Annotated in this window: 15 protein-coding genes; 3 read left to right on the forward strand and 12 right to left on the reverse strand. The window is 35.6% G+C overall.

The annotated features are described in order from the left end of the window. Nucleotides 1–45: 45 nt before the first annotated feature. A complete protein-coding gene (locus tag FLS47_RS10880; RefSeq protein ID WP_149914395.1) occupies nt 46–1,215 on the reverse strand; it encodes a cysteine desulfurase family protein in 1,170 nt (389 codons plus the stop codon). 85 nt (nt 1,216–1,300) lie between these two features. On the opposite strand from FLS47_RS10880, the gene FLS47_RS10885 reads away from it, so the two are divergent. Beyond that, nucleotides 1,301–2,119: a mechanosensitive ion channel family protein gene (locus tag FLS47_RS10885; protein WP_149914396.1), complete on the forward strand. Its 819-nt coding sequence runs from the start codon at nt 1,301–1,303 to the stop codon at nt 2,117–2,119. Between the two features lie 231 nt (nt 2,120–2,350). On the opposite strand, the gene glpT is transcribed toward FLS47_RS10885, so the two are convergent. The 9 genes from glpT to FLS47_RS10930 form a co-directional block, all read right to left on the reverse strand. Next, nucleotides 2,351–3,691, reverse strand: a complete 1,341-nt coding sequence (gene glpT, locus FLS47_RS10890) for a glycerol-3-phosphate transporter (protein WP_149914397.1) — start codon at nt 3,689–3,691, stop codon at nt 2,351–2,353. Between the two features lie 2 nt (nt 3,692–3,693). Beyond that, nucleotides 3,694–4,602: a glycerophosphodiester phosphodiesterase family protein gene (locus FLS47_RS10895; protein ID WP_149914398.1), complete on the reverse strand. Its 909-nt coding sequence runs from the start codon at nt 4,600–4,602 to the stop codon at nt 3,694–3,696. A 44-nt stretch (nt 4,603–4,646) separates the two neighbouring features. Next, entirely contained in the window at nt 4,647–6,350 is a 1,704-nt protein-coding gene (locus tag FLS47_RS10900) for a calcineurin-like phosphoesterase C-terminal domain-containing protein (RefSeq protein ID WP_394349525.1), read from the reverse strand. A 336-nt stretch (nt 6,351–6,686) separates the two neighbouring features. After that, complete coding sequence (locus FLS47_RS10905; protein WP_149914400.1) at nt 6,687–8,252, reverse strand: DUF5689 domain-containing protein; 1,566 nt, start codon at nt 8,250–8,252, stop codon at nt 6,687–6,689. A 10-nt stretch (nt 8,253–8,262) separates the two neighbouring features. Further along, nucleotides 8,263–9,696, reverse strand: coding sequence for a SusD/RagB family nutrient-binding outer membrane lipoprotein (locus tag FLS47_RS10910; RefSeq protein ID WP_149914401.1), 1,434 nt, complete (start codon nt 9,694–9,696; stop codon nt 8,263–8,265). 17 nt (nt 9,697–9,713) lie between these two features. Then, nucleotides 9,714–12,947 carry a SusC/RagA family TonB-linked outer membrane protein gene (locus FLS47_RS10915; protein ID WP_223225239.1) on the reverse strand — a complete coding sequence of 1,078 codons (3,234 nt, stop codon included), beginning with the start codon at nt 12,945–12,947 and terminating at the stop codon, nt 9,714–9,716. A gap of 123 nt (nt 12,948–13,070) precedes the next feature. Next, the gene (locus tag FLS47_RS10920; protein ID WP_149914402.1) at nt 13,071–13,796 is read right to left on the reverse strand and encodes an MIP/aquaporin family protein; all 726 of its coding nucleotides are present in this window, start codon (nt 13,794–13,796) and stop codon (nt 13,071–13,073) included. A gap of 26 nt (nt 13,797–13,822) precedes the next feature. Then, complete coding sequence (glpK, locus tag FLS47_RS10925) at nt 13,823–15,325, reverse strand: glycerol kinase GlpK (protein WP_149914403.1); 1,503 nt, start codon at nt 15,323–15,325, stop codon at nt 13,823–13,825. A 32-nt stretch (nt 15,326–15,357) separates the two neighbouring features. After that, nucleotides 15,358–16,923 carry a glycerol-3-phosphate dehydrogenase/oxidase gene (locus tag FLS47_RS10930; RefSeq protein ID WP_149914404.1) on the reverse strand — a complete coding sequence of 522 codons (1,566 nt, stop codon included), beginning with the start codon at nt 16,921–16,923 and terminating at the stop codon, nt 15,358–15,360. A 127-nt stretch (nt 16,924–17,050) separates the two neighbouring features. Between FLS47_RS10930 and FLS47_RS10935 the strand changes: the two genes are divergently transcribed. Then, nucleotides 17,051–17,812, forward strand: coding sequence for a DeoR/GlpR family DNA-binding transcription regulator (locus FLS47_RS10935; protein ID WP_149914405.1), 762 nt, complete (start codon nt 17,051–17,053; stop codon nt 17,810–17,812). Between the two features lie 45 nt (nt 17,813–17,857). Beyond that, nucleotides 17,858–19,642: an ABC transporter ATP-binding protein gene (locus tag FLS47_RS10940; protein ID WP_149914406.1), complete on the forward strand. Its 1,785-nt coding sequence runs from the start codon at nt 17,858–17,860 to the stop codon at nt 19,640–19,642. Here FLS47_RS10940 and FLS47_RS10945 read toward each other — a convergent pair. Together FLS47_RS10945 and FLS47_RS10950 are read right to left on the reverse strand one after the other, a co-directional pair. Further along, entirely contained in the window at nt 19,639–20,235 is a 597-nt protein-coding gene (locus FLS47_RS10945; protein WP_149914407.1) for a DUF4126 domain-containing protein, read from the reverse strand. The two genes, FLS47_RS10940 and FLS47_RS10945, sit on opposite strands and share 4 nt — an antisense overlap. Before the next feature lie 100 nt (nt 20,236–20,335). Further along, a complete protein-coding gene (locus FLS47_RS10950) occupies nt 20,336–21,895 on the reverse strand; it encodes a hypothetical protein (protein WP_149914408.1) in 1,560 nt (519 codons plus the stop codon). Nucleotides 21,896–21,934: the final 39 nt, after the last annotated feature.

Raw genomic sequence — 21,934 nt, forward strand, 5'->3', positions numbered from 1 at the left:
AAATTGCAACACACAACTACAAAAAGTATGAATTTTGTCACAATATTAGAGCAAATTTGCTTTATACATCTGCCAAATAGGAGATTCGTTGCGAATCTTTGCTACAGCGGATTTTAATTCAACTATTGTGCTGTCTAAATCCTCTTTTGTTGTATATTTTGAAAGTGAAAAACGGATGCTACAAAGTGCGTCTTCTGCTGAAATACCCATAGCGGTCAATACATGTGATGGATCGCGATCCCCCGAAACGCAGGCAGAACCTGATGATACAGCTATATTAGTTAATTTTGGCATTAGCTCAGCACTTTTCACGTGTTTGAAAACAATATTACTGGTGTTATTTAGACGAGTTGCTTGCTTTGCATGGATTGCAATGTCTTCGATTTCATTATATATTCTATCTTCGAAATAATCTCGAAGAGTGCCTAAATCTTCTAAATCTTGAGGATTTGCGATTTCAAAAGCTTTTCCCATACCAGCAATTGCTGCGGTATTGTAAGTTCCACCTCTAAAACTATTTTCTTGTTTACCACCTGTGATAAGTGGCTCGATTTGTATTGGACGAGATTTTCGACACACATAGAGTGCGCCTATTCCTTTTGGACCATGTAATTTATGCGCGCTAAAACAGCAAATATCTACACCAGACTTTTCATAATTGGTATGTATCTTTCCGATGGCCTGCGTAGTATCACTAAAGAGCAACACATTTTTTTTAGTTGCTATTTCAGCGATGTCTTCAATTGGATGTACGACTCCAGTCTCATTATTAGCGTGCATGAGACATATTAAAATCGTATCTGTTCGGATTACTTCTTCTAAATCATCTAAATTGATGTTTCCGTTATGATCTATTGGTAAGTAAGTAATTTCTGCACCGTTCTTCTCTAATATTTCCAGTGTAGAAAGTACAGCTTTATGTTCTGTCTTGGCCGAAATTATGTGTTTTCCAATACGTTGATAACGTGCGAATACACCTCGAAGTACTGTGTTAATTGCTTCTGTAGCTCCTGATGTGAAGAAAATTTCTTTTGGATTAGCACCGATTGATTTTGCAATACTTTGTCGTGATTTTTCAATGGCTTGATGTGCAGTTCTACCCATTTTGTGCTGAAGACTAGAGGCATTTCCATATTCTTCTCTGAGAAAAGGTAGCATCGTATTCAGAACTTCATCATCAATTCTTGTGGTAGCGTTATTATCCAAATAAATCATAGGCTAAAGTTATCTAAAAACTAAAGATATATCATTTGAAAAGTTGGATATTTTGTAGATATTGTGACTTAAAAATTGAAATTATATGGAAAACTTTGAGGGAAGAATTGAAAAATTAATAGATGTTTTGGTATTAAAAGTACCTGATGTAATAGCAGCTATTTTAATCTTAATCGTTGGCCGCTATGCAATAAAGTTAATTTTACGCATAATCAACTCCAGATTTGAAAAACGTAATATTGATATTTCAATAAGAGGATTTGTCGCAAGTTTATTAAAATTTGTTCTATATGCTTTACTCATATTAACCGTTGCCAGTACAGTAGGAATTCAAACAACTTCTTTCATAGCTGCATTATCGGCCTTTGGTTTGGCAGTGGGTATGGCTTTACAAGGAAGTTTATCGAATTTTGCTGGAGGCGTACTAATCCTTTTGTTCAGACCTTTTGAAGTGGGGGATGCTATTAATAGTGCCAATGGTTCGAGTGGCACAGTAGAAAAAATTGACCTTCTGTATACGACATTAATTGATGATGATGGTATACGTATATTCAGTCCAAATGGTACTTTGGCGAATTCAGTAATCAAGAATTTTACTAAAATTACAAATAGAAGAGTTGCGTTCACACTTTTGGTATCGTACGACGCGAATGTCAAAATAGCAAGAGAGACAATTTTAAAAGTAATTTCATCCGATGAACGTATAGCAAATAATCCCGCTCCTGTGGTACAAATTGGTGATTTGAAAGATGGTGGTATTGAATTGTTGATACATGTTTGGACGCCAAGAGGAAGTTTTTGGGCTGTGAAAACTGATTTAGCGGAAAGACTGCAGGAGGTATTCGATGGTGAGAATGTAGTATTTCCAACAAATAGCTTGAAAATAATTAATAGTGAGAACTAATCCAGCGAATTGGTAAGCACATAGTAGCGATAGGCTAAAATTGCTTGTTGAAATTTAGTCAATTTGGAAGGATCAAGTTTACTGTACTTTGGCAGAATGGACTTGTTGATGTTGTTTAATATTTTAAAAAACTGCTTTTTCATCCTTTTTTAAATTATTGCCTACACTAAAATAACAAAAAGTCTTGTGAATCGTTCACAAGACTTTTTGGTTTAGGGTTTAATTCAGCTATTATCTTCCGCTAAGGAAAGTTTTTTCTTGTTTCCAGGTGAATGCTGTAAATATAATAGCCAACACGCATGCCGCTAGAATAAGTTCAAAAGCGCCGTTCCAACCACCGAAATCAACAACAGCTCCTAGAGCAGCGTTTGCTAATAAATCGCCGATAAAATAACCAAATAAACCAGTTAATCCCGCAGCAGTACCCGCAGCTTTTTTAGGTACTAAATCCAATGCTTGCACTCCGATAAGCATTACTGGTCCATAGATCAAAAATCCAATTGCCCATAATGCAATATTAACTACCCATTGGCTGTCGCCAGGCGCTAGCCAGTACACCAATACGGCGATAAATGTAAAGAACATATAAATGATAGTCACTGGAGCACGACGACCACCAAACAGTTTGTCACTCATTACGCCACACAAAATTGTTCCTGGAATAGCAGCCAATTCATAGAAAGATGCTGACCAAGTAGCCTCAGATGCTGTAAAATTCTTCGCTTCTTGTAAAAATGTAGGTGCCCAATTTACAATACCATTTCGTACCAAATAAACAAAAGCATTAGCGATAGCAATAAACCACAACAATTTATTGTTGAAGACATATTTGAAAAAGATTTCTTTAGCAGTGAATTCTTTCTCTTGACTTGCTTCGTAAGTTTTTGGGTAGTCATTCTTGTATTCTTCGATAGGAGGAAGACCACAGGATTGTGGTGTATCTCTAACCAATAAGATTGATAATAAAGCAACAGCCAACGCTGCAAGACCTGGGAAATATAATCTTGCTTCCCAATCTAGGAATAATTCGACACCTAAAATTGTCAAGGGACCAACTAAAAATCCTCCAACATTGTGTGCTAAATTCCAAATTGACATTGTAGTACCTCTTTCTTTTATCGAGAACCAATGCACCACTACGCGTCCACATGCTGGCCAACCCATTCCTTGTACCCATCCATTGATAAAGAGTAAGGCAAACATAATTCCCACAGAAGATGTCGCCAAAGGAGAGAATCCCATAAAAATCATCGTCAATGAGGATAAGATAAGTCCTGCTGCTAAGAAATAACGGGCATTGGATCTATCTGAAACATTTCCCATCAAAAACTTGCTTAGTCCATATGCAATGGAAATTGCAGACATCGCTATACCTAATTCAGCCTTCGAATACCCAAGCACATCTTGTAAATCTTTGACCGCGAAGGAGAAGTTCTTACGTACAAAATAATAGGCTGCGTATCCAAAGAATATACCTGTGAAAACTTGAATTCTTAATTTTTTGTATTCAGGATCGATGCGGCTTTCCGGTAGTGGGTTTTTATGGGCAGCGGGTTTGAAAATATTAAACATATCTAGAATAAATTAGGATAATCAGAAATAATTCCATCAACTTTCAAAGCTTTTAGCGCTTCGATCTCTTCTTTTGTATTCACTGTCCAAGGGATAATTTTGATTCCTAACTGGTGTGCCTGAGTCACAAAATCTGTAGTCACAATTTTATAATTAGGACTGATGATAAAAGGTTTAAAACCCAAATCCTCAACCAATTCTTCTGGCGTTTTGGTATTTTTTGCATCTACCAAATATGACGTACGAATAGTTGGGTATTGCTTATTAATATATTGAATCGTACGCTTATCAAAAGATTGGATTACCGTGCGAGACGCAATTCCTTTGTCTAAAACTATTTTTACCAATAAGTCAGAAAATTCTTTTGGCTCTGGGTGAGCTTTATTATCTTTTTTTTCGTTACTCTTCGTTTCGATGTTATAAAACATCTTTCTGCCTTTAGAGTTAGCATATTTTTCAGACTCATCGATTAAATCCGATAATAAGTCAATTTTTGTTGCTGTTTTTTTCTGTTGTGGGAAATCTACATTACCTTTTAAACCTATGTCAAATTGTTGTAATTGGTCGTAGGTATAATCGTAAATCAGTCCTTTATTATCTTTTCCAGTAAGCTCTTTACCATCAGCATACGTGACGAATTTTGGATTTAAGTAATCATCATGATAAACCACAACTTTTTTATCTTTCGTGATATGGCAATCCATTTCTAAAGTAGTCACTATTGGCAAATCAATAGCAATTTTCATTGCTCCTGTAGAGTTTTCAGGATATAATCCGCGCGCACCTCTGTGCCCTTCGTAGGCGAAAGTAGGGAAGGAGGGTTCTATATTAATTGATTTCTTCAACGCACATGAATGATTAAGTACAAATGCCGCTATAACTGCCAATGATAATTTACAAGTTTTATGCATAAAATATAATTTCAAAAATAATGAATTATTGAATGTTTAATTTTTCATCTCATTGATGTTGAAAAGATTTTTGGTCTGATCATAGTTTCTTTATAAATGTTACCAAAATCATCTTCAACAGTTATTTCTAAAGTAGAAGTAGGAGATGATGCCTTAGTCATAAACATATGTGAAGTATTGAAAGTGACAAATGATGAAGTCGGATTTGCATTTACATTCAGTCTTTTCATAGGATATGAAATGATATGTAGCGGATCATATTTCATCACACGATTTATAACCAAATCCTTATTATTTTCTTTGATCGTGATTTTCCAATTTGGGTTATATCCCCAGATATTCAATAAGACTTCATTTGCCGTATTCGATTTTGTATATTCTCTCGCATATTCAGGTACTTTGGCTTTAAAGCTATCATTGGCATGTTGAGTATATTTTTCAGATGTAATATGAACATTATTTAGATCATAGGTTCGGAATTGGTATTCTTTTGCAAAACCTATGCTTTTGTAATAGAATTTTTGATTTTTACCTGAATTCTCTAAAACGCCATATCCACCTGGGCTTCCATCTTTACAAATATGGTTGTCCGCATATCCATCTTTCCCTGTCCACCACCATGTTGCACTAACAGAAGCAATATTATATTCGTTTATTTTATTATTCTCATTTACTATTGTCGAATTGATATGAGTGTGTCCAGACATTATTTTAACATTAGTAAACTCTGCCATGATGCTCTCAAATTCTGCTGCATTAGTTAATTTGGTTGAAAACTTATTTTCTGAATCAGGGATTGAATAATAAGGTATATGCATAGCAACTACTACTGGTGTGGATTTATCTTCGATCATTGCCAAATCCTCTTTCAGCCATTTCATTTGGTTCTGAGTTAACGTGGATTTGTAGTTTCTATCACCTATCACACCAGTATTTGCGCCAGCATTCACCCATACATTATTATCTAATACTATATAGTGAATATTTCCAATATTAAAAGAGTAATATGTGGGACCAAGTGTATTTCTATATTTATTTTCTGCAAGAAAATCATTTGAAATATATGGGTCATTGTCATGATTTCCCATCACATGGAATATTGGGAAATCAAAATCTTTAATTTGATTTTTGAATTCTTGAAGACCAAAATTATTTTCATACCAATATATATCCCATGTCTGATCTCCTAATGTCATGGCATAGAATTTTTTGTTTTGTGCATGTGTTTCTTTTGCTAGCTTATTTATATCAACTCTAAATCCTTTGTTGAATTGTGAAATATCGTTATTACGATTGGCTAGATGCATATCTGCTAAAAATGCCATAACATGATCAGCATTGTTTGTCGCTGATAATTCGAAATCAATTAGCTCTGTGACGTGATTGTTATTCGAAACGTATTTGAAAAATTGAGGAAACGAATTATTGACAGATACTTCGTAATTCGATGGTATAGACACAAAGACATATCCGTTTCTTTTGTTTGATGGTAAGTAATAAATGCCGTTTTCATCAGTTTTTGTAACGGTTTCACCATCAGAAACAACTACACTGGACAAGCCTTTTGTATCGCAAAATACAGTACCTTTTATTGTCATACCTGCTTTTTCGGGTATACTAGCATTAAAAGCTTTTAATATGTTAGTTTCACCAAGTAGTTTACTAGAATTATTTCTTTTAACAAAGATTTCATATTTACCAGCAATAATAACTTTAGGGATTAAAATCTTTATTGTTGAAGTATTCAAAATTGTGATTTCACAATTTATATCTTCTGCTATTATCTTATTCCTCAGTATTATGCTATCAGATGATTTAAATCCTTGACCAGTAAAGGTAATTAATCTATTATTGTCAAAATAATAGATAGGTGACAAAGTAAATTCTTTTATTTGGATGTCGCTTCCTATAGAGGTGTTGATATCTTTCTTGTCAGGTAACTGGCTTTTACATCCTAATGAGAATATATGAATGAGAAAGAAAGCTATAATAGTATAAATTTTCAAAGTAGAATAGAGTTATTTAGAGGTTTAAGTAAATATAAAACAGCAGTTGAAATCAATTCAACTGCTGTTGATGTATTATTAATCTTCTTGAGTAGTAACACCTTCACCTGTTTCAATTTCAGATAATTCTGAAGACTTAGTTAGTGTTGTAAAAGTATATCCTCTTGGAGTTGTCCATTGACGTGTAGTTGTATTAAATACTCCGCCTAATTTTACAAAAGCACCAATATCTGTCGGAGTAATATGTGGTATTCTGTACATATTAGTTCCCATTGAGAAGAATGGTTGTAATGAACTGTCATCAGGATTTGTGATTTTGTAATGATCATTATTACTAATACGATAGCCCTTTTCATTCTCGACATCGATAATTGTTGCAGTACCATTACCTCCAAACCAGACTACATCAATAGGTACTGATTTTTCAGTAACGTTTACTCCGATAAACACAGCCATACCACCAGCGTTACCAGAGTTTGGAAGCAAACCTGAACTTGCATTACCTAATCCATCACCAGGTGTATTGGAGTACTGAATATATCTAGCCCAATTTGCACTTGATATAGATGTTGAATTTGGTCCATTGATACGACGTTGATGCCCACCTACATAGAAGTAATCTCCTTTTTTTACGGACCCTTCAGTTATATTAAATTTATAGGTTCGTCCACCACCTGTAGCCCATCCTGCACCTGGGGCAGCTCCTGGATTTGGTTGAGCAGCGCCTGCATTGGTGCTTAATACAAGAGAAAATGGAACCTCATTAAAATTAATATCAACATTAGCTTTTAATTGAATGTATTCATAATTACCATCTCCACCACTTGGATCATTCATATAACCTGTAATTATCACTGGATTTGCGCCTATATATTCTGGTACCTCTGGATCGGAAATATCTTCAATATCTCTTAAGTGTCTAGGGAATATGTCAAATTTATTCATATCACTTTTTGTACCGAGCGGAATACCTGTCACATTAATATTTCTAGGTAAAATTTCATTGGCAAAATTTGCTGATGAAAGCGTAACAATATTTACGGTGTCTGCACCATTAATCATTACTTTACTACCACTCAAAGTTTCTTGTGCAGCAGGTCTTGGATACATTTCACCACCAATGATTTTGATGACTGTACTTTCGAAATCATTTGGTTGTTGGTTAAGTGTACCAGCATTAGTATTTCTAACAGTGAATCTGTGACCACTTGAGACTTTTTCAATATCAGTTTCAGATATACCATCTAGATACAAGAAACCATCTTTATTAAGTGATTTATCTTGAATGTTGATCACCAGTGAATCTCCAGGAACAAAAATTGCAGCATTTGACATTTTAAAAGCGATACCTCGTGTTCGATTTCTTTTGTCTTGTTGGATAATAACAATATCATCTGGTAAATTACTATCAGAGTGATCTGAGACTACTACACCGTATATTTTTTTTGCATAGCTAATTTTATCACTCGTCAATTTGACTTCGCTTCCTCTATATAATGCTCTAATATCTTCAATAGCGATATATGGACTAAATTCACCGATATAGTTATCCTCTTTATTATCACAAGAAGAAAAAAGGGCTATACTGGCCATGATGCCAAAAAGAGCTTTTTTTATGTTGATTATATTCATTATGCTTTTCATAATCTAGAATTTATGGTTTTTGCCACCAAACTAAAGTGTTGATATCATCTTGTCCTTGACGTTGTACTGCAATATTGTAGTTTTCTTTATTTGCGGACTGTACATATACCGGATAATTTAGTCGAGCAGGCATTTTTCTATCATTTAAATGGCCTGATAATATTGGTAATTCAGGTAATCCTGTACGTCTATATTCAAACCAAGATTGTAAATCTGTGAAGAAAAGTGCATAATACTTTTGTTGGTGTATTAATTTCATTTTTGTGGAAAGATCAGCTTCCTCATTCCAGATTATATGTTCTCCAGTTAGATAATTGTCTGATAGAGTAAACCCCCACATTTCAATTGCACTTTTTATTCCTCTTTCATAATACGTTTGTGCAGATTTGCTGGTATAACCTTTTGCTGCCGCTTCGGCGAGAATAAATTGTAATTCGGCGTAATTCAAAATATTTCCTAATAATGGTTCACTCATGAGTGTAGTAGGGAAGGCTGATTTACCTTGAGGGTTACTACCAATCGGATACCCACTAGGTACTCCAGCATACTCGCCATCCCAAAGTGAAGCCCACTTTTGAATTCGTGGGTCAGACCATTCATTCAAATTGTCAACAAAGAAGGTTGATAGTTTAGGGCCATACCAGTCGCCTGGTCGCCAAGTTGCGAAAGGGGAAACATATGGTGACACACCTGTCCATCTTAAAATCGCCGATTCTTCAGTACTATTTATCAATGGATAATTAGTAGACAATTCATCTACCATCTGTTTGATTTTATTTTTCGCATTTAATTCAGATTTATGAGCTACTCTTAATAATAATCGTAAGTGTAGCGAATTACCAAATTTACGCCATGATGCTACATTTCCTTGATAGATAGGATCACTCGAGCTTGGTATATTTGTTGCACCTTGCAAATAAACATTCGCAGTGTCCAAAGCTTTTGATATACCTATATATACATCCATTTGAGGATCAAATGTTGGTGTAACATTGTTTTGTTTACCTTGTAAAGCATCTGTAAATGGAATATCTCCATATGTATCTGTCAATATAGAAAACAACCAAGCTTGACAAATCAATGAAATGCCCATAAAGGATTTATCTCCTTGTTGTTCAGCTAGGTTATATATGTCTCTAAAATTATTTAGTTGCACATAAGCATTATTCCACATATAATCTGCTACGTTAGCACGAATGTCATATCTGAAAATTTTACCATCACTGTCACCCATGTTTACAGTAACTTGCATTAATTCGTTGGTTACAGCTTGGCTTCTGTTCATACTGTATTCCACAGATTTCTTTAATGCCGGAGCCAATAAATTGCTTGGCGTAACTTCTGACAATCCATTTGGATTAGTATTTATTTCTTCAAAGTTTTTATTACAAGACGAAAATCCAAGTAATAAAACAAATGATAAGATTATATTTACTTTTTTCATGTTTTTCCTTTCTTCAATTAAATACCAATAACTATGTTTAGACCAAATGTACGTGTAGAAGGCATTTGCCCTAATTCAAATCCTTTATTGATATCCGAAGCACCTAAGGTTCCGAATTCTGGATCAAATACTGGCCAAGCTGTCCACATGAACAGATCTCTTCCAAAGACACCTACTGTTGCTCTAGTTAAACCAATTTTGCTCAACTGTTTTGGTGATAAAGAATAGTCAAGACGCGCTTCACGTAATTTTAAGAAATCGGTTGAATAACTTGTACCTTCGACATTGTCATTGCCTAGGTGTGCGTTGTAATAGTCCCAAATATTTTCAGCTATATAGTCATTTGGTCTGAATGTACCATCTCCATTATCAATTACACCTTTGCCGATAATACCATTGTAACGACCAGGAAGCGTATTTTTAGTTTTACCTTGGTTTGCAAGATTTGCAGCTGTTAGAGAATATGCAACCGCGCCTACTTGTGCATCAAACAAGAAACTAGCTCTAAATTGTTTGTAGCGGAATTCATTGTTGATACTTGCCCTCCATTCAGGATTTGTATTGCCTATATATTGCATTTCCGCACCTAATTGAGGAATACCATTTTCGTAAATAATGTCACCATTTGGTGAGCGTAAATAACCTCTACCATACAAGTCACCCATGCTACCACCTACATAAGCAATTATAGCTCCTCTACTACCTGGACCATTTTGTAGAATAATATTTGGTAATATATCCGTCAACTCGATCACTTTGTTGCGGTTGGCTGAATATGTACCATTTATTTTCCATTGAAAATCCTTTTTTTGCAATGCTGTTGCCGCAGCTTCTATTTCGATACCACTATTACGGATTTGACCTGCATTCAATAATATTGTGCTATAACCTGACGCTCTGTCTGTCGTAGCTTGTAAGTGTTGATTATACGTGTTGCCTTGGTAATAAGTGAATCCTAATGTAAATCTGTTTTTCAACAACCTCATATCTGTACCAATTTCAAAACTGTTAGTGCGCAATGGCTCTAATTTTGTATTTGGAATTGAAGTAGGATTAGAAGCACCACCGGGGAATGTGATTTCTGGATTATATGTGTATGAAGTCAAGTAAGCTTTCATACCACCACTACCTACACTAGCAATGGAAGAGCGTAATTTCCAAAATGAGATGGCTTTAGGTAATTCGAACATTTCATTAAGGATTAAACTCAAGTTGGCAGAAGGATAGAAGAAGGATGAGTTACCTTTTCTTAATGGTGTTGCCAATGCACTATTCCAGTCATTTCTAGCCGAAACATCCACAAATACATAATCTCTGAATGAGAAAGTTCCGATACCAAACCAGCTATTCAATACTAAGCGGTCCTCTAAAGGCGAAGTTACAACTAATCCAGCGGCATTCGCTAAAGTATAGTTGCCTGGAACTGCTAGTGAATCGGCATAATTTCTTTGCTGATTTCTTTCATTACGAATAGTACTAGTTCCTACTGAAAAACTAGTTTTAATATCTTTATTTAAATCTTTGTTGTAATTAATCATTAAGTCCGCACCAGACTCTTGATTAAAGATAGACTGCGTTCTATACATACCTTTTTTGAATTTCTCTGTATCAAAAGGACGTTGCTGTGAACGTCTTTCCATTCCTAAATCCAAATTGGTACGAGCCATAATGTTCAAGTTTTTCGAAAACTCATACGTCACCTCTACATTACCTGTTATGCCATGCCTATTGTTTTTGTTTAGCATTTCATAGGAGATTAAGTAAGGATTATCAGGGTAAGAACTGAAAGGGTAATTTTGTAATTCATTTTCTTGTCCATTCATCCAATAATTCTTCAACCAATCCAAAGGTGCATTAGGCATCCAGAAGATATTCCAATACATCAAAGATTGATTATTGTATCCTGTTGAAGGTAAATTATCACTTTTGTTTTGTTTATAATTAATACGCGTTTGAATTTTCAATTTATCAGTTACTTTATGACTAGCATTGACAGATACAGTATTTCTATCGTAACCTGTGTTTGGTATTATCCATTTGTTATTCAGGTTAGTATACGAAAAGCGCATGTTCGTTTTATCGTTACCACCATCTAAAGTGACAGAATTTGTAAATGTTCTTCCTGTATCGAAAAATTCTTTTCTAGCATTAGGATAAGGTACCCATGGGGTTCTTTCCGTACCTCTTGTTTGTGTAACTGGATCAAATTGGTAATACATTTGACCATCAAATTTCGGTCCCCAAGCTGAACTAGTGCTTCTGGTACTCGCACCATCAGGTGATGCATTATAAGAGTAGTAATTTGCGCCTTCAACACCTTGACCATATTCATATTGATAATCTGGCCATCTAGAGATAGATTCGATAGTTGAATTGGAAGTCACAGTGACACCAACTCCTTTTCTGTTTTTTCCTGATTTTGTGGTGATGATAATCGCACCATTTGCACCACGCTGTCCATATAGTGCGGTTGCATTCGGTCCTTTTAATACCGTAATATTTTCTATATCTTCCGGGTTTATGTCGGATAATCCCGATCCATAATCCGCAGGTGAATCTCCAGAAAGATAAGCTCCATGGCCAGTTCCAGTCATTTGAGCTGAACTTGAACTTACTACGATTCCATCTACTACGATTAACGCGTTGTTGTCACCCGTCAAGTTATTTTCACCGCGCAAAATGATTTTGTTCGACCCAGCAGGTCCACCACCTGAACGTACTAGATTAACTCCGGCAACTTTTCCAGATAATGCATCTGTCCAGTTATTTGAAATCGCATCTGTTAATTGTTCACCTTTTAATTCAGTAGCAGCGTATCCAAGTGCTTTCTGTTCTCTTTTAATACCTAGAGCAGTTACAATTACTTCTTCGATGCCAGTGGATGATTCTGTTAGTCTTACTGTAATATTATCTGCTGCAGAGTTGAATTTTTGAACATTAGATTCGTAACCAATCAAGTTAAATCTAACGTCTGCTCCAACAGGAATATCCAATGCAAATGACCCATCCACTTTTGTAGACGTTGCTGCCTTGCCATTCACTTGGATAGATACATTGGATAAAGGTTGATTGTCATTTGCATCTATTACCTTTCCTGTCACTTTTATGGTTTGTTGTACCATAAAGGCTTTTTCTGCATTGAATGCTGAAGCATGAATGGTTCCAACAAATGGACTAGAAAGTAGTGCAAGCCAAATAAGTTTGGTCTGAAATGGTTTGTGCCCATTTCTCCATTTAATTTTATTTAACATAGGTGTGTGATTTTTCGTTGCTAAATTGCAGAGCTAATATTAAGTCAATGTTAACTCAATATTAAACTCATAATAATCATATGTTTTTAATAGGTTTTTGTGGTTTTATTTCACTTTTTGTTTTTAATAAATTAAAATATACAATACTGACGCAAGAGCAGATCCTATGAATGGACCTAGCACTGGAACCCAAGCATATTCTAAATTAAAAGTTGCTTTATTCTTAATAGGTAGAAGAGCATGAATAATACGGGGACCTAAATCTCTTGCAGGATTGATCGCATAGCCAGTAGTTCCGCCTAACGAAAGTCCAATTGCCCATACTAAAAATGCAACAGGAAGTGCCCCAATTGATCCTAAACCAATAGGAGTAGTGGTATCTAATGTAGCATCCTGAAAATGTAAAATGGTAAAAATAAGTACAAAAGTACCTACGATTTCACTCAATAAATTTCTCGGAAGATTTTTGATCGCAGGTGCTGTGCAAAAAACAGCTTGTTTTGCGCCGGCATCTTCAGTGACATCAAAATGATCTTTATACACTGACCAAACAACAAAAGCACCCAACATGGCTCCAACCAGTTGTGCCGCCATATAACTCAATGCCGTACCAAAACTAAGTTCGCCCATCAATAATACAGAAAGGGTAACTGCACAATTGAGGTGCGCACCACTATAAGGTCCAGCGATAGTCACACCAACAAATACAGCGACTGCCCAAGCTGTTGTAATTACAATCCAGCCCGAATTGTTGCCTTTTGTTTTATTTAAAACGACATTGGCAACAACTCCTCCCCCCAAGAGGATCATCACTGCAGTACCAATGAATTCAGCTAAAATAGGTTCCATAATTTTAGAGTTTTAATAAGAAGGTCTTAATCGTTATAATTTGCCCAGAATTTCGCTGTTTCAGTAGCTCTTTTCCATTCTTTCAGTAACGTTTCATTTTTAGCTGAATTTTCTGTGTATTCAAAAACTTTGTCTTCTTTCCACAACGACTTTAATTCATCTAAATCTTTCCAAAATCCTACTGCTAAACCAGCTAAAAATGCGGCGCCCATTGCTGTTGTTTCGGTAACTGCCGGACGAATTACTTTTGTCTGTACAATATCTGCTTGAAATTGCATTAAAAAATTATTGTTCGTCGCACCGCCGTCTACACGAAGCTCTTGAATCTTGTTTTGGGAATCATTTTCCATAGCTTTTAAGATATCATGAGTTTGATAAGCTATACTTTCCAGCGAGGCACGAGCTATATGAGCATCTTTTGAACCACGTGATAATCCCACGATAGTTCCTCGCGCATTAGCATTCCAATGAGGAGCACCTAAGCCTGAAAAGGCGGGAACTAGATATACACCATTCGTATCGGGAACACTTGTTGCTAATGCTTCTACGTCGGAAGATTTTTTGATAATACCTAATTCATCACGAAGCCATTGTACTACTGCGCCTCCGATGAAAATACTTCCTTCCAAGGCATATTTTACATCGTCCCCAATCTTCCAACCCACAGTAGTAACCAGTTTATTTTTTGAAATTACTGGCTTATTTCCAATATTCATTAGAAGGAAACAACCTGTGCCGTACGTGTTTTTCACCATGCCTTCTTCTGTACACAATTGACCAAAAAGTGCAGCTTGTTGGTCACCAGCAATACCTGCAATCGGAATATTCACATTTCCAATTTCCAAGGAGGTATGGCCAAATAGTTCAGAACTACTTGCGACTTGTGGCAACATTGATTTTGGAATTTCAAATATGTCCAAAAGCTCTTGATCCCATTCTAATGTATTTATATTTAGAAGTAAAGTGCGTGATGCATTCGATACATCCGTGACGTGTTTTTCGCCATTTGTCAGATTATAAACTAACCAAGAATCAATTGTTCCAAATGCTAAATCGCCATTTTCAGCCATTGTTCGAGCTCCATCTACGTTTTCAAGAATCCAGTTAATTTTGGAAGCTGAAAAATAAGAGTCGATTAATAAGCCCGTTTTTTCTTGAATTAATGTGGCCAAGCCTTTTTCTGCGATGGATTTGCAATATTCGGCCGTGCGTCTGTCTTGCCATACTATGGCATTGCAAATTGGTTTTCCAGTTTTGCGGTGCCAGACAACCGTTGTTTCTCGCTGATTAGTAATGCCAATACCTTTTATAGAGTCCAGCTTTACATTCGCTTTGGCAATAACTTCGGTCATGACAGCAAGCTGCGTAGACCAAATTTCTTGCGCATCATGCTCCACCCAACCCGATTTCGGATAAATTTGTTTAAACTCTTTTTGAGCTACTTCCACAATCTCCCCATTGTGGTTGAATAAGATAGCTCTTGAGCTCGTTGTACCCTGATCCAAGGAAAGAATAAATTCCTTTTTCATATCAAATTTAGTTTATAGAGTTACAATTTTATTTATAGTGTGTAGCTTTTCACGAGTGCACTATACATTTCTAGCTGTGACTTAATCCAATTTTCATCCTTATGCAGCTCAGCAGCCATCAATGCAGCTACTCGTGGAGCAGCTTGTAATGATGCTTTTGCATCCAATAAAAGAAAACGTATTCTTCGTGCTAAAAAATCTTCAATATTATAGATCATCTCATTTCTGCTAGCCCAGACTACTTCGGCTTCAATGAAATCAAAATTTGGATGAAGCTTATTTCCTAATGAGGAATCAGTTTTTACTAATTTTTGAATCTCCTCTGTATCAGAACCATAAACTTGCCAATGACCATCGCGTCTTTCTGTTGAATAACCATGAATCTGTAGGGTCGTAGTAGCACATATCTTTGGTTGCAAACCGCCCACAGAGATAGCCATATCTACAGTCTCTTCAGCCATTTTACGGTATGTAGTCCATTTTCCACCAGTAATCGTTACAAGACCTGAAGTACTTTTGATTAATTTATGATCACGTGAAATTTCTTTCGTGCTGTTGCTATCTTTGTCTGTAGGTGCAGCCAATGGTCTCAATCCAGCGAAAACACTCAAGACATCGTTGCGTGTTGGCGCATTGTCCAAATAGGCATTAGCGGTATTTAATATAAACTCAATTTCTTCTTCCAATGGACGAGGTTCGATCTGATGCTCATTTAATGGTGTGTCTGTCGTTCCTAATAAAACTTTGCCATGCCAAGGCACACCAAATAATACACGACCATCACTTGTTTCAGGAATCATCAATGCATCGACATTTCCTAAGAATTTTTTGTCAATAACGATATGTGCACCTTGACTCGGTCTCACTAAGTTTTTGTGTGCAGCAACATCAAGCTTCAAAATGTCATCAACGAAAATACCTGTAGCATTAATTACAGATTTGGATTTGATGCTGTATTTTTTATTTGATTCTCTTTCAATAAATTCGATACCTGTCACTTTTCCCTGAGCATCTTTGGTAATAGCAGATGCTTCGGCATAATTCAATACTACAGCGCCGTTTTCAAATGCTGTTTGGCCAAGATTTAGCGCTAGGCGCGCATCATCAAATTGGCCATCATAATATTGAATACCACCGATAAGATTTTTCTGTTTTACTTTTGGCAATTTTTCGATAACCTCTGCCTTGCTCAATAATGTGGATTTTCCAATGCGAAGTTTTCCGGCCAACCAATCGTATAATTTTAATCCTATCAAAAACTTCATTTTGCCAAAGAAATTGTAGGAAGGAATTACGAAGCTTTGAACAAAAGAAACATGAGGTGCATTTTTAAAAATTAATCCTCTCTCTTTTAGCGCAGACATAACCAACTTCACGTCGCCATTCGATAAGTAGCGAACACCACCATGTACTAATTTTGTGCTTTTGCTGGAAGTACCTTTTGCAAAATCGTACTTTTCAATAAGTAAAGTTTTATAACCTCTGGATGCGGCATCGACTGCTATACCAAGGCCTGTAGCACCACCACCGATTATAGTAATGTCCCATTCTTGAGTGCTCGCAATGCTTCTTATAGCTTCGTTTCTGGTGAATTTCATTTTGAATAGATGTAAAAATGTTTTGGTTATCGCGTAAAATTACTAAAAAACGTAAATAAACGAAAGAAAAGGAAAAATATTTTTTCTTTTGCTTTCGTTTTGAAATAAATTGATAATTTAGATTATTATGAATAACGTCGAACGTCATCAGCACATTATCAAGGAAGTAAATAAAAAGGGGCACGTCTCTGTGGTAGAACTATGCGAAACCTTAAGTGTGTCATCCGTAACAATACGAAAGGATTTGCAATTCTTGGAAGATTCAGGTCTGGTGTATCGTACGCACGGAGGCGTAACAAAACAAAACCCCTATCAGACCGATAGGTCTGTCATTGAAAAAGAAAAAATACACGAAAATGAAAAACGTAGTATTGCAAAAGCTGCAGCAAATTTCATTACCCCCAATGATTCTATAATCATTGGTTCGGGTACGACTACGCAATTTTTTGCACGAGAAATAGTTCCACACGGTCATTTAACAGTGGTCACATCTGCATTAAACGTTACTTTCGAATTAATAAAACATACCAATGTAGAGGTTATCCAATTGGGAGGGACGGTCAGACATACTTCATCGTCAGTGACTGGACAATATGCGATGCATACATTGGAACAGTTTTTTTGTTCCAAATTATTTTTAGGTGTGGATGGTATTGATTTGGAATATGGGATTTCGACGACAAGTGCGCAAGAAGCTTTATTGAATCAAAAAATGATAGCCGTGGCGCAACAAGTAATTGTGCTAGCTGATTCAAGCAAATTCAGCCGAAAAAGCTTTGGTAAGATTGCAGATTTTTCTAATATCGATGTGATAATTAGTAATGAGATTCCCCCATCTTTTCAAGAATTATTTGACTCTTTAGGAATACAAACAATTGTTGCTAAATAATATATAGCGTAAACAAATGCAAAAACTTATTGTTATAACTATCGTATGACAATAAGTGCATTATACCGAAATATTCTTCCGTTTGTTAAACCATACAAACACCTTATTTTTCTAACTTTAGGATTGACAGTGGTCGGATCTTTTGCTGCTCAGATCAATGCCTTTGTATTAAAATTCACTGTAGACAAAATTAGTGATCTTCTCGTCTCACAAACACCATTGCGCGAGGGGATGCATATTATAGGTATCATTTCGATCATTCTTCTAGGGAAGGAAATAATCTATTCATTGGTGCAATTTGGTCAAAAATTCTATGGCGAAAAATTGAAAATAATGATAGCGCGTGATATTTCACAAACTATAGTTGAAAAAATATTGACCTATAGAATGGCGTTTTACACGGCAGAAAATAATGAGTCTGGAAAATTGCAAACACGGATTGACGCTGGAATTAGTTCTCTAACACGTTTGGTTCAGAATTTCTTTATAGATATTCTACCGTTATTTACAACGGCAATTGTGGCATTGGTTTTTATGTTTCTTGCAAACTTCTATGTAGGATTGATCGGGTTGATTACAGTGCCTATTTATTTCTATATTTCACAATTGCAAGCTTCAAAACTTTCGGGATTTCGAAGAAATATGCGTTTCTATAGAGAAAATAAAAGCAATCAAATCATAAATCTTATCGATTCTATTACGGTTATTAAGTCATTTGTACGTGAAGGTGAAGAGGCGAAGCGTCACCAAAAAATCCAGTATGACATGACCGAAAATCAAATGTCTACGCGTAAAACAAGTTATATTTTCGACAGTTTCAAAAGCTTTATTGAGCAGATAGGTATTGTTTTAGTTATCATTCTTACGGCATATTTTGTTCTTAATGAGCAAATGACTTTAGGTGCTATTATGTTTCATATTATGTTGTTTAATAATGTTTCTGCACCAATTCGTCAATTGCATCGTATCTACGATGAGGTAAATGATGCGTTAATTTATTCCGAAAGCTTTTTTGATATTTTAAAAGCAGATGATCAAAAAGAATTATCAGGAAACTATCGTCCAACAAAAATTGTCGGGGCTATCGAAATGCGAAACGTGAATTTTGACTATCCAAATGGAACTTCAGCATTACATAATGTGTCGATGCGTATAGAACCAAATCAAATAACTGCTTTGGTAGGTCTTAGCGGTGCCGGAAAAAGTACAGTTATTAATGTATTAGACAAATTTTATTACCCTTCCTCAGGCGCTATTTTCTTGGATGGAGTAGAATTAAGAGAATACGATACGAAGTTTTTGAGAGACAATATTGGATTGGTCTTACAAAAGAATCATATTTTTAAAGGATCTATAGCAGATAATATCCGTTATGGAAAGATTTCAGCGTCACTTGAAGAAGTTGTTGAAGCAGCGAAAAAAGCATATATACACGAGCAGATCCTAGAATTGCCAAAAGGCTATGATTCTGAAGCGCATTTATTGTCTGGAGGTCAGCAACAGCGAATTGCAATAGCGCGAATGTTTCTAAAAAATCCTCCAATAATATTTTTGGACGAACCAACAGCGAATTTGGATGCAATCGCAACCGAACAAATAAAAAATAGTTTGGATGCTATCAAAGTCGGTAGAACTGTGGTTATAGTTTCGCATTCTATATCTCAAATTATAGATGCTTCGCACATTATTGTCATGGAAAAGGGTAGGGTGGTTGAAGATGGCACACACGAAGATTTGTATGATCAAAAAGGAACTTACCATCGCATATTTTCGGCTATGGCCAATAGTTTGAATATTGATAAGATCACAAAAAGTATGCAAGATAATTAGGATTCGGATTTCAAGTCTTTTACGAAAATCTTACTCCACATTCGTTTACCAAATCGTATAAAATAATACATTAAAATTACGGTGAATAGTAGTGCTAATAGGGGTAGAAATATAGCTAAAACACTCATTACTGTTGCACCTGTATTTTCAACAGTGGACACTACAGAATTGCCTAATCCACCTGTTGTGGATGTCGATGCCACTCTGAATGCCGATAGTGCGGAACTAATTGTGGCGGCTGTACCTCCTCCAGCTATTATCCCTAATCCCCATTTTAGTATGTCGTTGGATTCAGTAAATTGGGATGAAAACAATAACGTGCCAGCGATAGCGGAGAGTGGTATCGCTATAGAATCTAATAAATTGTCAATAAAAGGAATATAATAAGCTAATACTTCGAAAACCATTGCACTACCGAGTAAAATCAATGCTGGTAACGATGCTAACCAATTCCAATTTTCTTGTAGTGGAATCCATTGGAAATACGAAGCCAAACTGACGAAGAATAGCGGCAGGAAGACGCGAAAGCCCGTAGCCGCAGCTAAACCTATACCGATAAATAGACTAAGTATGTAAGGTCCAATTTGTTCCATCCGAATTCTATTTTTAATTAAATGTACTATTCTAGAGGAAATAAAATAAAAAGAGTGAAAGACATATCTCTCACTCTCTTACAACAGTATATTTTTTAATCTAAAATTTAGCGCCGATTGTTAAGACAGCATTTGTGCGTTGATGTTTTAAATCTGCAATAGGTTCGTAACTACCTCTGTCGTACCAAAAGTCACTTAATACATAAGGTGCGACACTGTATGTGTTAACTTGATGTACTAACGCAAAATCCATGTATAAGCTACTGGTTAATTTCACACCTAGACCAATACTTCCATTCACATTTGACTCTTCAGCATATTTATAAGGATTGCCGAAGTAATTGAATCCTGCTCGTCCACTCAGAATATTATTAATTAAGTATTCGCCACCTATACGTACATTTGCTGCACCTTTTAACACATCTTTGATATCATTATTAATGCCATTAAAAGAATTAAATCTCGATGGATTAGCATATCTCGCTGTATTATAAGTCAAATATTCCATCTCTGCACTAATCATTCCTCTACCGAAAAACTTTGTAGCACCAAGAGCAAATTTCCAAGGTGTAGTAATGTTATAGTCTTGATCACTGGAATAAAGATCTGATTCGTACTTATGAAAGTAATCGTTTGAATTTAAATCAGGGAAAAAGTTAACATCAGTGAAAGCATTAGTTGTCTCCGAAATGGACAGCCAAGTTGGGGTAGTGATTGTCAAACCAATATTCCAATCTGTAGTTGGTTTATAAATCATTCCCAATTTAAAATCTACTCCTGATCCTTCATTGATTTGCGAGTAATCATCCAAAAGTTGGTAACTTTTATCCCCAAATTTGATATAGTCTGGATGTGTAGGGTCTGCAAAATCGGAGTTAGGGTTATCTTTGGCTACATCTATGGCTAATTTTGTTAGTCCATTTTCTTCAAAAATTTTACTTTTTTCATATTTAAAGAACGAAAGACCCAAAGTAGCACCTATATAAAATTTGTTATTATAATTTCCTCCAAAAGCAATAGCAGAATTACTATGTGAACCTTTTGTCAACACATCATTTAATTGATCTTTGTCATAACCTTCTTCTGCTAAGGGAAAATATCGACCTGATGGCGATGCAAAATTTTCTACCAAATAAGAATTATAAAAGTCATCTCTGAAGCCATTATCATCATGCATCAAATCGGCTAAATTATTGACGTAAGAAGTTTCATTATTTACACCGCTATAAACTAATGAATTATTAAAATTTTGCTTTTTATTATAGCTAAGCCCCATGTTAAAATTCTGCCAGCCAGAATAACCAGCAATTTGATTTCGATTGGGAAAATTAAAAACAATACCTGCTTGTGTCACGCCGAAATTTCCTTTATTACTCTTTGAATCCGTGCCAAGAAAATTTGTTTTGTTCGAGTTTTGCAAATAATCAAACGTAATAGATATATCTGATTGACTAAAAAAGCCAAGTCCTGCTGGGTTTCCATTGATAGCTGTAACGTCACCACCTAGAGAAGTTTGTACATTCCCCATACCCTTTATACGCGCCGAGGCTGGATTGTCATCTTTAGAAAATGTTACCACATCGTCTACTGATTGTGCTTGTGCATATCCCCAGAAGGCACTTGAAACAAAAACAGAAAGTATAATTTTTTTAATATTCATAAATATATAGTCAAAACTTTATAGAAATGCCAGTCTTTT

It is taken from the genome of Sphingobacterium cavernae, assembly GCF_008520265.1.
Taxonomy (GTDB): Bacteria; Bacteroidota; Bacteroidia; order Sphingobacteriales; family Sphingobacteriaceae; genus Sphingobacterium; species Sphingobacterium cavernae.

Bases quoted from the DNA above. Each gene is read 5' to 3' on its own strand.
- FLS47_RS10895 (WP_149914398.1), bottom strand. From the start codon at position 4,602: ATGCATAAAACTTGTAAATTATCATTGGCAGTTATAGCGGCATTTGTA.
- FLS47_RS10915 (WP_223225239.1), bottom strand. From the start codon at position 12,947: ATGTTAAATAAAATTAAATGGAGAAATGGGCACAAACCATTTCAGACC.
- glpK (WP_149914403.1), bottom strand. From the start codon at position 15,325: ATGAAAAAGGAATTTATTCTTTCCTTGGATCAGGGTACAACGAGCTCA.
- FLS47_RS10930 (WP_149914404.1), bottom strand. From the start codon at position 16,923: ATGAAATTCACCAGAAACGAAGCTATAAGAAGCATTGCGAGCACTCAA.
- FLS47_RS10945 (WP_149914407.1), bottom strand. From the start codon at position 20,235: ATGGAACAAATTGGACCTTACATACTTAGTCTATTTATCGGTATAGGT.
- FLS47_RS10940 (WP_149914406.1), top strand. From the start codon at position 17,858: ATGACAATAAGTGCATTATACCGAAATATTCTTCCGTTTGTTAAACCA.
- FLS47_RS10935 (WP_149914405.1), top strand. From the start codon at position 17,051: ATGAATAACGTCGAACGTCATCAGCACATTATCAAGGAAGTAAATAAA.
- FLS47_RS10910 (WP_149914401.1), bottom strand. From the start codon at position 9,696: ATGAAAAAAGTAAATATAATCTTATCATTTGTTTTATTACTTGGATTT.
- glpT (WP_149914397.1), bottom strand. From the start codon at position 3,691: ATGTTTAATATTTTCAAACCCGCTGCCCATAAAAACCCACTACCGGAA.
- FLS47_RS10950 (WP_149914408.1), bottom strand. From the start codon at position 21,895: ATGAATATTAAAAAAATTATACTTTCTGTTTTTGTTTCAAGTGCCTTC.
- FLS47_RS10880 (WP_149914395.1), bottom strand. From the start codon at position 1,215: ATGATTTATTTGGATAATAACGCTACCACAAGAATTGATGATGAAGTT.
- FLS47_RS10920 (WP_149914402.1), bottom strand. From the start codon at position 13,796: ATGGAACCTATTTTAGCTGAATTCATTGGTACTGCAGTGATGATCCTC.
- FLS47_RS10905 (WP_149914400.1), bottom strand. From the start codon at position 8,252: ATGAAAAGCATAATGAATATAATCAACATAAAAAAAGCTCTTTTTGGC.
- FLS47_RS10885 (WP_149914396.1), top strand. From the start codon at position 1,301: ATGGAAAACTTTGAGGGAAGAATTGAAAAATTAATAGATGTTTTGGTA.